This window comes from Hydrophilobacter chitinilyticus, from assembly GCF_049860745.1.
GTDB lineage: Bacteria > Pseudomonadota > Gammaproteobacteria > Burkholderiales > Burkholderiaceae_C > Rhodoferax_B.
In genome coordinates, this window is the sequence record NZ_CP187561.1 from 743,886 (window position 1) to 756,420 (window position 12,535).

Genomic DNA, 12,535 nt, shown 5'->3' on the forward strand with positions numbered 1-12,535 from the left:
CCCATGCTGAAGTCGCGTGATTGGGAAGACACGTCGGTTTTCTTGACCGGGCATACCGGCTTTAAAGGCAGTTGGCTGGCCTTGTGGCTGAGCGAGTGGGGCGCGCGTGTGCACGGCTACGCCTTGCCACCCGCCACCGAGCCAAGCCTGTTTGCACAAGCGCGTGTGGCCGATGTCTTGGCATCTGACACCCGCGCCGATTTGGCCGACCGCGCCGCGCTGCAGGCCGCGTTGCAGAAGGCGCGGCCCACGGTGGTGTTTCATCTGGCCGCGCAAGCCTTGGTGCGGCCAAGTTATGCCGATCCTCTTTCGACCTTTGCCACCAACGTGATGGGCACGGCACATCTGCTGGAAGCTGTGCGCCATGTCGACAGCGTCAAAGCCGTGGTGGTAGTCACCACCGACAAGGTCTACGACAACCGCGAGTGGGTTTACCCCTACCGCGAGTCGGATGCGTTGGGCGGCCACGACCCCTACAGCGCGAGCAAAGGCGCGGCCGAGATTGTGGCCGCCAGCTACCGCGCCAGTTTCTTCAACCCGCACGCGCAGGGCTCGCATGCCGCACATGTGGCGACTGCGCGTGCGGGCAATGTGATTGGCGGCGGTGACTGGGCGCCCGAGCGCCTTGTGCCCGATTGCCTGGCCGCGTTTGCCGAGCGTCGCCCGGTGCAGTTGCGCTTTCCGGGCGCGGTGCGGCCGTGGCAACACGTGCTGGAGCCGCTCTCTGGCTATATGGCGTTGGCGCAGGCGCTGCTGGCCAAAGACGGCGAGCGCGTGGCCAAAGGGTTTAACTTCGGGCCGGAGTCCAGTGGCGACGCCACCGTGGGCACGGTGGCCGAACGTATGGCAGCGTTGTGGGGTGCTGGTGCCAGCGTCAACATGCCAGACGGCAGCCACCATCCGCACGAAGCGGGCCTACTACGCCTGGACATTACCCATGCACGCGCCGAACTGGGCTGGCGTCCACGCTGGTCGCTGGACCAAGCCTTGGCCGCCACCGTGGATTGGCACCGCGCCTGGCGCGACGGCCAGGACATGGCTGAATTTACCCGTGCGCAGATCCACCAATACGTGAAGGTCGAAGCGTGAAGCAGATGGACCCCATCCTTACCCCGCGCTTTGAATTTCACCCGACACCGCTGGCCGGTGTGTGGCGCGTGGCCCGCAAGCCGATCCGCGATGCACGCGGTTTTTTTGCGCGGCTCTACTGCGCCGAAGAGTTTGCCGCGATTGGCCTCACAAAGCCGATCGCCCAGATCAACCACTCGCATTCGCGCCTGGCGGGCACGGTGCGCGGTCTGCACTTCCAGCACCCGCCGCACCACGAAACCAAAATTGTGAGCTGCCCCGTGGGACGCATCTTTGACGTGGCGGTGGACTTGCGCCGCGACTCTCCCACCTATCTGCAGTGGTACGGCGCAGAGTTATCGGCCGAGAACCAGCAGTGCCTGGTGATTCCGCCGGGCTTTGCGCATGGTTTTCAAACGCTGGATGCCGATTCCGAAACCATCTACTTTGTGACCGCACCTTATAGCGGCGCGACTGAGGACGGTGTGCACCCGTTCGACCCGGCCATCAATGTGGCCTGGCCATTGCCGGCTGCCGAAGTTTCTGAGCGTGACGCCAAGCGCGCCATGATCGACCGCACCACCTACCAAGGGATCGCCCATGTCTGAGCGCTTGATCACCGTGCTCGGCTCCGGCGGCTTCATTGGGGCCCACCTGGTGCGGCACATCGAAGCGCAAGGCATTCGCTGCCAGGCGCCACTGCGTGGCGATACCACGTGGTTGCAAAAGCCCTTGGGCGATGTGATTTATGCCATCGGCTTGACCGCAGACTTCCGCTCGCGCCCACTGGAAACGGTGGAAGCCCACGTGTGTGTGCTGCGCCAACTGATCGCCCAAGGCAACTTCCGCTCGCTCACCTACTTGAGCAGCACCCGCATTTACAGCGGCAGCGAACGTACCGACGAAGCCGCCCGGCTGCAGGTTGACCCGAACGACGCCAGCGATTTGTACAACCTGTCCAAGCTGATGGGCGAATCGCTGTGCCTGCACGGTGGGCACGCCTTGATGAAGGTGGCACGCCTGGCCAATATCGTCGGGCTGCGGCCCGACCCGGACATTTTTATCGACCAGTTGCTCGAAGAAGGCGTACGCACCGGTGGGGTTCACCTGCGCACGGCGCTGCAATCGAAAAAAGACTATCTCTACATCGACGACGCGGTCGATCTGCTGGTGCGCATGGCGTTGTCTGACGCCACGGGCATCTTCAATGTGGCCAGCGGCGAAGGCGTGAGCAACGCCCAGGTGCTGACCGCGTTGGAAGCAGAGATGGGCTTCTCCACATCGGTGGCCGAGGGGGCACCGGTGTGGGAATTCAGGGCGATCGACATGGCCAAAACGACGCAGACGTTTGGCTTTGCACCGCAAAAGTTTGAAAATTATTTTCCGCAATTCCTGCGGAACTATCGGCAAAAGAAGGGACTGGAGAGCACATGAGCTACCTTGAAACGACACCGACGGCACACCCGTCTTATCAAAAAGAAAAGCAGGAGCGCATTGCCGGCTTCGCCAGCGACGAAGAGTTCCGTGCACTCTCCAACCAGTGGCGCGCCATGGCGCTGGAACGGAAGTACATGAACAATTTTTCATGGCTGGGTCGTCCGCTGATCCAGGTGCCCATGGACGCCATGGCCATGCAGGAAATCATCTGGACGGTGAAGCCGGACCTGATCATCGAGACCGGCGTGGCGCACGGCGGCTCGCTGATTTTGTCGGCCTCGATTCTGGAACTGCTTGGTGCCGGCGAAGTGCTGGGCATCGACATTGAAATCCGCGAGCACAACCGCAAGGAAATTGAAGCGCACCCTCTGGGCCACCGCATCAAGCTGATCGAAGGCTCCAGCACGGCGCCCGACGTCGTGGCACAAGTGCGCGAAGCCGCCAAGGGCAAGAAGAATGTGCTGGTGTGCCTGGATTCGAACCACACGCACGAACACGTGCTGGCCGAACTGCAAGCCTACGGCGATCTGGTGAGCGTGGGCAGCTACTGCGTGGTGTTCGACACATTTGTGGAAGACATGCCAGACGACTACGTGTGGACCGAACGCCCATGGGGCAAGGGCAACAACCCCAAGACAGCGGTGTGGGAGTGGATGCGCAGCCACCCCGAGTTTGTGATCGACAAGTCGGTGGAAGACCGCTTGCTCGTGACCTCGGCGCCGGACGGCTTCTTGCGCCGCGTACGCTAAATCATTACCTGAGGTCCACCCTGATGAACTTTCTCTCTTCCGTCTTCTTCGGTGTCGACTCCGAGCCTTTCGTGAAGAACGTACAAGGCGTGCTCGACAGCATCAAGAACAAGAATGGCATCTTCACCGGCGATAACCTGATCACCTTCGGCCGTAATTTGGGCTTTCTGGAAGACGAGAAGTTCGTCAAAGCCTGGCGCGGCGCGATGGAGACACCGGTGGAAGAAGCTATTGTCTGGCGCATCCACACGGTGGCCTGGGCTGCGCGCAGCGTGATTGCGCGTGGCATTCCCGGTGACTTTGTGGAATGCGCCTGCTACAAGGGCGGCACCGCGCGCATCGTGTCGGATTACACCGACTTTGCGCAGCAAACCGACCGTACCTACTATTTGTATGACCTGTTTGAGCACGACGCGTCGATGATCCATCATTCGATGCCGGAGCACAGCAAAACCTTGTTCGACCGCGTGAAGCAACGTTTTGCCGACATGCCCAACGTCAAGGTCACCCAAGGCAAAGTGCCGGACGTGATGCATGAAGTGGCGCCAGAGAAGGTCGCCTTTATGCACATTGACCTGAACAATGCGCCGGCCGAGATCGGCGCGCTGGAAGTGTTGTTCGACCGCTTGTCTCCCGGTGGCGTCTTGATTCTGGACGACTACGGCTGGCTGGGCTACCGTGCCCAGAAGCTGGCCGAAGACCCGTGGTTGGCGGCCCGTGGTTACCACGTGCTGGAGCTGCCCACCGGCCAAGGCATGGTTTTTAAATGATCGTCATCCACCCCACGGCCAAGGTATCGCCCCTGGCCGATATCGAAGACTCGGTGCGCGGCACGCGCATCGAGGTGGGCGAGCATTCGGTGGTGGACAGCTTCGTCAAGTTCAAGCCCGCTGGCGGCAGCGGCGACGTGGTGATCGGTGCCTGGAGCGTCATCAACTCTGGCTGCGTGGTCTATACCGGCAACGGCGTGAAGATCGGCAACCAGGTGGCGATTGCTGCCAATTGCACCTTTGCACCGGTCAATCACGCGTACCACGATAAAAACCGGCCCATCCGTGAGCAGGGTTTTTTACCCAGCAAGGGCGGCATTGTGATCGAGGACGACGTCTGGATCGGTGCCAACTGCGTGCTGCTCGACGGCACCATCCTGCGCCAGGGTTGTGTGATTGCTGCCGGCTCGGTGGTGCGCGGCGAGATTCCAGCGTATTCCGTCAATGCTGGGCAGCCGCTACGAGTGATTGGCCACAGGAAGTAGCCCAAACCACTTGAATAGTTTTGCTCTCCAAACAAAAGGGCCCGGTTTAACTGACCGGGCCCTTTTGCTTGGCGCCTCTATCTATATAGATAGAGCGAGTGCCACAGCCGGGTGGGCGCCAGGGAATTCGGGAGGGGGCTCAGAACGCAAAAAAGCCGCCTGCGGCTGCAGGCGGCTTTGGCAGGCCAAGGGCCTGATTACTGTTGCAACAGCGACAGCACTTGTTGTGGCAGCTTGTTGGCTTGGGCCACCATCGCCGTGCCAGCTTGTTGCAGGATCTGCGTGCGCGCCAGGTTGGAGGTTTCCACCGCGAAGTCGGCGTCCACGATACGGCCGCGGGCCGCTGCCAGGTTTTCCACCTGGATCTGGATGTTGGCCACCGAGCTTTCAAAGCGGCTTTGCAGGGCACCGAGGCCGGCGCGGGCCGAGTTCACCTGGTCGAGCGCTGCGTCGATCTTCTTCAGGGCCACCCAGGCGTTGGCTTGGGTGTCCACCGACAGGGTATCAATCCCCAGTGCGTTGGTGGTGGTGTCGGTTGCGTCGACGTTGGTACCCGACGCGCCCACCAAGCCTGCTGCGTAGGAGAAGTTGTCGGCAGTGAAGCCGGTCAGCGTCATGTCGATGGAGTCGCCGTTGGAGTCCAGTTTGGACGACATCAGGTCAACGGTATAGCTGCCATCGCTTTGGGCCGATAGGTAAGCTGTCACGCCGGTGTCGGACGACTTGCGGTTGATGGCTTCCACCATTTGACCCAGACGTTCCGTGCCGGAGCTGGCGGCGTTCACCGCCCCCAGGTCCCAGGTGGTGGTGCCGTCGTTGATCTGCAGGGCTGAGGTCGAGGTGATGGCCGTCAGGTCGGTCACTGTCGAGGCTTGCAGGCCCGTAGCGTGGTCGTAAGCGTAGGCGATGCGGGACAGGCCAGACGCGGTGGTGTCCGTCAGTGCACCCACGGTGATGTTGTCACCGGAGTTAGCACCCACTTGGAACACTGCGCCGGAGAACGAGCCGTCCAGAATCTTGGTGCCGTTGAAGGTGGTTTGCTTGGCCACGCGGTCGATTTCGTCGCGCAGCTGGCCTACTTCAGCTTGCAGTGCGCTACGGTCGGCGGCGCTGTTGGTCGCGTTGCCGGCTTGCACAGCCAGTTCACGCATACGTTGCAGCATGTCGCCAACCTTGCCCAAAGCGCCTTCAGCGGTTTGCGCCAGCGAAATGCCGTCGTTGGAGTTACGTGCACCCACCGTCAAGCCCTTGACCTGGGTGTTCATGCGCTCCGAGATGGCCAGCCCGGCTGCATCGTCTTTGGCGGTGTTCACGCGCAGACCGGATGAGAGTCTTTGCATGGAGGTTGCAAGCGAAGCTTGCGATGTACCCAAGTTGCGTTGGGCGTTGAGCGAAACGATGTTCGTGTTGATGGTCGATGCCATTCTGAGACTCCTATGTAACTTGAGAATCGGCGGTTAGCCGATTGCGACGCCAACAGGTGCTGGCTTCCAAAAGGCATGGAGAAATTATGAGATTTGGGTTGTCTGTCGTTTCCCGGATAAGAGGCCCAAACCACCGGCTATTCTTTTTTTCAATCGAGTGCTTAAGTTTTTCTGGGCCGACCCGAAAACCTAAGCAATGGGTTCATAAGGGGCCCGTTGTCCGGTCAGCAGCAGAAGGCAGAAGCACTTAATAGATGGTTTCTGGTGGATGCCCAAACTGCCGCTCCGGTCATAGCTGCCAGGAATGGTCCTGGCGTTGCGATCGGCGCTTGTGCCGGGTTTTTTAGTCACCAAGGAGTTTCACAATGGCCTCTACCATCAATACCAACATCAACTCGTTGACCGCTCAGCGTAACCTGACGACGTCGCAGAGTTCGTTGGCCACGTCCATGGCTCGTCTGTCTTCGGGTTTGCGTGTGAACAGCGCGAAAGACGATGCTGCCGGCCTGGCGATTTCCGAACGCATGAACACCCAGGTCAAGGGCTTGACGGTGGGTGCACGTAACTCCAACGACGGCATTTCGCTGGCGCAAACCGCTGAAGGCGCTTTGGGCAAGGTTGGCGACATGCTGCAACGTATGCGTGAACTGGCTGTGCAAGCCGGCAACGCGACCAACAGCGCTGCTGACCGCAAGGCCCTGCAGTCTGAAGTGACCCAACTGACCTCGGAAATCGACCGTGTGGCCAAGTCCACCAGCTTCAACGGCACCAAGATTCTGGACGGTACGTTCGCTGGCGCTGTTTTCCAAGTGGGTGCGAACTCTGGTGACAACATCACCATCGGCGCACTGGCTAACTCGACCGCCAAGGGCTTGGCCGACATCGCCTATGCTTACCACAACGAAACCGGTCTGCAAGCGTCCAGCGTGACCGATCTGACCGAAATCACGTCTAGCAGCGCTCTGCAAATCGATGACGGCACAACGTCTTGGGATCTGGGTCCTGTCAAGGCAGCCAGCTCTGGTACGGAACGTCTGGGCCAAATGGTGGAAGCCATCAACAGCAAGTCTGCAGACACCGGCGTGACCGCCTTCTTGACGGCCGAAGCCGACGGTACCTTCACCGTCAACGTCTTGTCGTCCAAGCTGGACACCAACGGCGACGCTATCGCGATGACCTTGGGCTCGGGCTTCACCGCCGACAACTTCTACGCCGGCGCGGCTCTGGATTCCGTCATCAGCGCTAACGACACCACGACCGACTCTTTGGGTCTGGACACGCTGTCGGTGGATACCCAAGCCAACGCCTGGGTTGCCCTGAAGAAGATTGACAGCGCCATCGACCAGGTGAACACTGGCCGTGCGAACCTGGGTGCGCTGCAAAGCCGCTTTGAAACCGCTGTGAGCACGATTTCCATTCAAGTGGAAAACCTCTCTGCCGCCCGTGGCCGTATCGTGGACGCCGACTTCGCTTCGGAAACCGCCAACCTGTCGCGTGCTCAGATCCTGCAACAAGCAGGTACCGCGATGGTGGCTCAAGCCAACAAGCTGCCACAAGGCGTGCTGGCTCTGCTGCAGTAAGCGTAAGGCTTCTGTCAGGCACTACCGCCCCCTGGGGGGTAGTAGCTTGAACAGGCGGAGAAAGGGTATCCTTTCTCCGCCGTTTGGCTTTCAGGGAGTGTTGGACAATTGCCGAATATTTGGTATAGGCGTACCTTCCGGGTGATGCCTACATCGTCGTATTCGACAGCATCCAGGAGATTGAAATGGGTATTTCATCGTTAGGGCTTGGCAGCGGGCTGAATGTCAACGAAATTATTTCCAAGCTGGTGGCGGTGGAAAAATCGCCTTTGACCACGCTTGCGGCGCAGGCGACCGTGGTTCAGGCCAAGATTTCGGCTTATGGCCAGATCAAGTCCTTGATGACCACCCTGTCCGATGCGGCTGGTACCTTGTCGCGTGACAGCGGCTGGAACGCGATGACGCTGACCTCTAATAGCAGCGCAGTCACCCCCACTGTCACGGGCATTGCCACGGCGTCTTCATTCAGTGTGGGTGTTTCGCAATTGGCGCAGTCGCAATCGACGGTGTCCAGCGTGGTCCCCACGGGCACGGCCCTCGACGGCACCCTGACCATTCAACTCGGCACGTGGACCACTACGGCGGGTTCGCCACCCACGCCGACGGCATTTGCTGCGGACTCCACCAAAACCGCCATCTCTGTTGTGATTCCTTCGGGGATCACGTCCTTGGCCCTTGTGGCCTCCAAAATCAACGACGCCAACGCGGGCGTGTCAGCCACAGTCATCAGTGACGCTTCGGGCGAGCGCCTGATGATCCGTTCCACTTCGACGGGTGAAGTTTCAGGTTTCAAGATCACGGCCGCTTCCGGCGCCAGCGCGGGGTTACAGGCGCTGACTTACGATCCGTTGAATGCCTCGTCGGGTACGACGATGACGCAGGCTGCGCAAAACGCAAAGGCAACGATCAACGGGGTGTCGGTTTCTTCTGCCACCAATGAACTGAAGAATGTGATCCCGGGTGTAGCGCTGGCGTTGAGCCAGGTGACCACCAGCGATGCCTTGGTTACTGTCAAGGCTGATACCGCCACCATCAAGGCGAATATCAAGGCGTTTGTGGATGCCTACAACGCAGTGAACACGCTATTGTCGGATTCCACAAAATACACCTCCACGGTAGACAACGCCACCAGCACAGACGACAACGCCACCAAAACCGTCGGGATTTTGCAAGCAGACTCTACGACCGTCGGCTTGATGAACATGCTGCGTCGCATGGTTACTTCGACGGCGATGGGGACCACCTTGACGCGTTTGTCCGACGTGGGCATCTCCATGCAACAAGGTGGTGCTTTGCAAATCGATACCCTGACGACTGCGCAGAAGGCCTTGGGTCGTATGGACCTGGACAGTGCATTGGCGACTACCGATGGCCTGGCCTCGCTGAAGAATTTGTTTGCTGGCACGGCAGGTGGTTCGAGTTCTCAGGGTATTGCCGTCAAGCTCAAGACCTTTGCTGCGGACATGTTGTCGCTGGATGGCGGCATCACGGCCAAGCAGGACGCGTTGGAGAAGCAAGTCGAACGCAACACCGACGAGCAAACCAAAGTAAACGACCGTGCGACTAAGTTGGAAGCCCAGTTGAGCAAAACCTATTCGGCACTGGACGTCAAGATGGCATCGCTGACGGCCTTGAGCGACTACGTCACGCAGCAAGTGGCGCAGTGGAACAAGACGACCAGCAATTGATGTCTTTCTTTTTCCTTTCAGGGGCTTGAGTTTTTGCCTAGGCTGCCGATAACAAGAGTATTGAAGTTCAAATGAATACCGCCATGTTTACCTCCGTCAGCACGCGCTCCGCATCGGCCTATCAACGGGTGGCTGTACAAACCAGCATTGAAGGGGCAAATCCCCATCAATTGATTACCCTCTTGTATGAGGCGTTGCTGGAGTCATTGGGCAAGGCGCGTGTCGCCATTGAGCGCGGAGACGTGGAGGCTAAAGGCAAAGAGATCGGGCGCGCGGTGCGCATCCTCGATGAAGGCCTCAACGGCAGTTTGAACGACGATCTGGGCGGCGAGTTGGCAGTGAATTTGCGTGGTGTCTATAACTACAGCATCTTGCGCTTGACGGAAGCCAACCTGAAAAACGATAGCACCCTGGTTGAAGAGGTTTCGAAACTGATTACCACTGTGTTTGATGCCTGGAAAAGCATCAATCCCAATCAGGCGCCCAACGCCTGAACCACTAATATTAAAAAGCCAGGATCACATCATGTCGCAAGCACTGATTGATTACTACAAGGCCATCGAAGACAGCAGCATGAAAATGCTGGAGGCCGCGAAGATGGAAGACTGGGAAGGCGTCGTTCGTTACGAAGGCGCCTGCGCGGTGCTGATCGAGCAACTGCGCCACCAGTCACAAGGTGAACAACTGTCTGCCGAACACCGTACCGAGAAGGCGCGCATCATGCAGCGTATCTTGCGCAACGATGCGCAGATCCGTTGTTTGACGGAGCCATGGCTCGGCCAGTTTGAGAAGATGATTGCCGGGCGATCGCAGCTCGTGCACTGATCAAAAAGTCAACAGCTCAGTAGATCACGATGCCCGCAAGGTTTGCGCCTTGCGGGCATCGTGGTTTTTGGGCTTTGTCTACGGCGCGTCCTGGTGGGCTGGTGTTTGCTTTGGAGCGGGGAGGGGTCGTGCTTCTTGAGCAATCCATGTTTTGCCGCCACCAAAACAAAATGCCCTGCAATGACAGGGCATTTGCGGGGCATCTTTGGTGCTCGTCTCGGTAGACTTTCGCGAAGCCTGCCGGGAGCAGTTTTGGGTGGGGCGTTGAGCGCTTACACCTGCATGTTCATGATGTCGCTATAAGCTTGCACCATGCGGTTGCGCACGTGCAGCGTAGCCTGGAAGCCGATTTGGGCTTTCTGAATGGCGACCATGGTTTCTTCCAGGCTGACCTTTGGGTTTTCCAGGGCAACTTCACGCTGCAGGCCGGAAGAGGTGTTCTGCGCTGCGCTCACGGCAGACAGGGCGCCTTTGAGTGCACCAGAAAATCCAGCATCGGCCTGGCTATCGCCAGCGTCTGGGTTGGTGGAGCGGGTGGAGATCCCAACGCGGGAGAGGTTGGGGGCTTGGATAGATGGCGATACTGGCGACAGGCGGAGATCCATGGTGGTTCTTCCCGGTTGGTGGTAGATGGCGCAATTGTGGTTTGCGTGGCGCACTTCGATCCGGGGAAAAGAACGCCTAATGTCTGGCTTATCCCCCTCATGCAAATAGGCATCGGTCCAATAATCTGCTCATTCTTGGAGCGCCATTCGACCTAGGATTCATGATGTCTGCAGTCGCCGAAATACCTGTTGTTAATACAAACCCTTCCACATCCGTGATGGAGAAGCTATCCAAACTGGATCGCTCTCAGCGAATGCGAATGGGGATTGGAGTCGCCTTGCTGGTGCTGCTTTGCATCGCGGGCATATTCTTTAGCCAAAAAACCGACTACAAGGTGTTGTACGCCAACTTGTCGGAAAAAGATGGAGGGGCCATCGTTGCGCAATTAACGCAAATGAATGTCCCCTACAAATACACCGAAGGCGGAGGTGCCATCACGGTGCCCGCCGATCGTGTGTATGACGTGCGTTTGCGCTTGGCCTCGCTGGGCTTGCCCAAGGGTTCGGTCACCGGCTTTGAGCTGATGGAATCGAATCGCTTCGGCATGACGCAGTTTCAAGAGCGCTTGACTTTCCAGCGTGGGCTGGAAGGTGAGTTGACGCGGTCGATTCAGGGATTGACCTCGGTGTCGAGTGCTCGCGTGCATCTGGCGCTGCCTAATCAAAACGGGTTCTTCCGCGAACAGCAAAAGCCCTCGGCTTCTGTGTTGTTGAGCTTGCACCCTGGTCGAACCCTGGATCGCGCGCAGATCGCCGGCATCGTGCACCTGGTGTCTTCCAGCGTGCCAGAGATGACGCCGTCGGCCGTGAGCGTGCTCGACGACACCGGTAAATTGTTGTCGCAGTCGCCTGACGGTACGCCTGGCGCCGGTGGTGCTGATGCCGAGCAACTGCAATATGCGCAGAAGCTGGAGCAGCAGTACACACAGCGGATCATTGACATTCTGGCGCCTATCGTTGGCCGTGAAAACGTCAAGGCGCAGGTGTCGGCTGAAGTTGATTTCTCGCAAACAGAATCGACGTCTGAGCAGCATCGTCCGAACCTGGCGACTGACGCCAGCGCCGTGCGCAGCCAGCAAGTGGTTGAAACCTCCGGCCCTGCCGGTGGTACGGGGCCGTCCGGTGTGCCGGGTGCTGTTTCCAACCAGCCACCTGTGCAAGCCAACGCGCCAGTGAACGGTCAAGTTGCGCCGCTGCAGGCTGCTGGTCAACCCGGTGCGGGCGCCGCGAATGCACAAGTCAAGCGTGAATCGGTGACCAACTACGAAGTTGATAAAACTGTGCGTGTGGTGCGTGGTGGCACTGGCGCGGTCAAGCGGTTGAGTGCTGCGGTGGTGGTGAATTACCAGTCGGTCGTGGATGACAAGGGTGTTGCCACACCGAAGGCGTTGACCGAGCAGCAAATCACCCAGATGACGGAATTGGTGCGTCAATCCATTGGTTTCAGCCAGGAACGCGGCGACTCTGTGAACATGATGAATGCACCGTTCCTGTCCGATGTGGCTGCGGTGGACAACACCCCGCTGTGGCGCCAACCGGCCACACTGGAGTTGGCGCGCAGTCTGGCTTGGCCGATTGGTGTGGTGCTGCTGGTGGCATTGATTCTGTTTGGCTTCGTGCGGCCGGGCTTGAAGGCCATGGCTGCTCCTAAAGAGGTAGCTGTTGACGCTGAAGGCAACATCATTCCAGGCGGATTGGATGCCTTGGTTGCAGACGAGAACCAGCGTCCGGCTCTGACCGGGCCTGACGGTCAGCCGATTGAAGACCTCTCGCCATCTGCGCACCAGTTGCGCATGGACGAAGCCCGCAAGCTGGCCAAGGAGAACCCCGTGGCGGTTGCAGCGATCATCAAGACGTGGATTAATGGTGACGAAGGCGGCTGAGCCCCTCGTTCAACCTAACTG

General features: G+C 59.1%; 13 protein-coding genes. 11 read left to right on the forward strand and 2 right to left on the reverse strand.

Annotated elements, in window-relative coordinates; genetic code table 11:
• Positions 1-3 precede the first annotated feature (3 nt).
• The 6 genes from rfbG to ACPWMG_RS03565 are packed head-to-tail and all read left to right on the forward strand — an operon-like array spanning position 4 to position 4,509.
• Positions 4-1,089 (forward strand): CDP-glucose 4,6-dehydratase, encoded by a 1,086-nt coding sequence (gene rfbG, locus ACPWMG_RS03540; protein ID WP_483303290.1) that lies wholly within the window; start codon positions 4-6, stop codon positions 1,087-1,089.
• Positions 1,090-1,094: 5 nt separating this feature from the next.
• Positions 1,095-1,676, forward strand: a complete 582-nt coding sequence (locus tag ACPWMG_RS03545; RefSeq protein WP_483303291.1) for a dTDP-4-dehydrorhamnose 3,5-epimerase family protein — start codon at positions 1,095-1,097, stop codon at positions 1,674-1,676.
• Positions 1,669-2,502, forward strand: coding sequence for an NAD-dependent epimerase/dehydratase family protein (locus ACPWMG_RS03550; RefSeq protein ID WP_483303292.1), 834 nt, complete (start codon positions 1,669-1,671; stop codon positions 2,500-2,502). Before ACPWMG_RS03545 ends, ACPWMG_RS03550 begins: the two co-directional genes overlap by 8 nt.
• Entirely contained in the window at positions 2,499-3,254 is a 756-nt protein-coding gene (locus ACPWMG_RS03555) for a cephalosporin hydroxylase family protein (protein WP_483303293.1), read from the forward strand. Before ACPWMG_RS03550 ends, ACPWMG_RS03555 begins: the two co-directional genes overlap by 4 nt.
• Before the next feature lie 23 nt (positions 3,255-3,277).
• Positions 3,278-4,024: a TylF/MycF/NovP-related O-methyltransferase gene (locus ACPWMG_RS03560; protein ID WP_483303294.1), complete on the forward strand. Its 747-nt coding sequence runs from the start codon at positions 3,278-3,280 to the stop codon at positions 4,022-4,024.
• The gene (locus ACPWMG_RS03565; protein WP_483303295.1) at positions 4,021-4,509 is read left to right on the forward strand and encodes an acyltransferase; all 489 of its coding nucleotides are present in this window, start codon (positions 4,021-4,023) and stop codon (positions 4,507-4,509) included. Before ACPWMG_RS03560 ends, ACPWMG_RS03565 begins: the two co-directional genes overlap by 4 nt.
• Before the next feature lie 197 nt (positions 4,510-4,706).
• Here ACPWMG_RS03565 and ACPWMG_RS03570 read toward each other — a convergent pair whose 3' ends face one another.
• Positions 4,707-5,933, reverse strand: a complete 1,227-nt coding sequence (locus ACPWMG_RS03570; RefSeq protein WP_483303296.1) for a flagellin N-terminal helical domain-containing protein — start codon at positions 5,931-5,933, stop codon at positions 4,707-4,709.
• 365 nt (positions 5,934-6,298) lie between these two features.
• Here ACPWMG_RS03570 and ACPWMG_RS03575 point away from each other — a divergent pair, with 365 nt between their 5' ends.
• The 4 genes from ACPWMG_RS03575 to ACPWMG_RS03590 all read left to right on the forward strand — a co-directional run bounded on the left by ACPWMG_RS03575 (position 6,299) and on the right by ACPWMG_RS03590 (position 10,026).
• Positions 6,299-7,513 carry a flagellin N-terminal helical domain-containing protein gene (locus ACPWMG_RS03575; RefSeq protein WP_483303297.1) on the forward strand — a complete coding sequence of 405 codons (1,215 nt, stop codon included), beginning with the start codon at positions 6,299-6,301 and terminating at the stop codon, positions 7,511-7,513.
• Between the two features lie 185 nt (positions 7,514-7,698).
• A complete protein-coding gene (gene fliD / locus ACPWMG_RS03580) occupies positions 7,699-9,201 on the forward strand; it encodes a flagellar filament capping protein FliD (RefSeq protein WP_483303298.1) in 1,503 nt (500 codons plus the stop codon).
• A gap of 71 nt (positions 9,202-9,272) precedes the next feature.
• A complete protein-coding gene (fliS, locus tag ACPWMG_RS03585; protein ID WP_483303299.1) occupies positions 9,273-9,695 on the forward strand; it encodes a flagellar export chaperone FliS in 423 nt (140 codons plus the stop codon).
• 31 nt (positions 9,696-9,726) lie between these two features.
• Positions 9,727-10,026 (forward strand): flagellar protein FliT, encoded by a 300-nt coding sequence (locus ACPWMG_RS03590; RefSeq protein WP_483303300.1) that lies wholly within the window; start codon positions 9,727-9,729, stop codon positions 10,024-10,026.
• A 272-nt stretch (positions 10,027-10,298) separates the two neighbouring features.
• Here ACPWMG_RS03590 and fliE read toward each other — a convergent pair whose 3' ends face one another.
• Positions 10,299-10,631, reverse strand: a complete 333-nt coding sequence (gene fliE, locus ACPWMG_RS03595) for a flagellar hook-basal body complex protein FliE (protein WP_483303301.1) — start codon at positions 10,629-10,631, stop codon at positions 10,299-10,301.
• A 164-nt stretch (positions 10,632-10,795) separates the two neighbouring features.
• Here fliE and fliF point away from each other — a divergent pair, with 164 nt between their 5' ends.
• Positions 10,796-12,514, forward strand: a complete 1,719-nt coding sequence (gene fliF / locus ACPWMG_RS03600) for a flagellar basal-body MS-ring/collar protein FliF (RefSeq protein ID WP_483303302.1) — start codon at positions 10,796-10,798, stop codon at positions 12,512-12,514.
• Positions 12,515-12,535 lie beyond the last annotated feature (21 nt).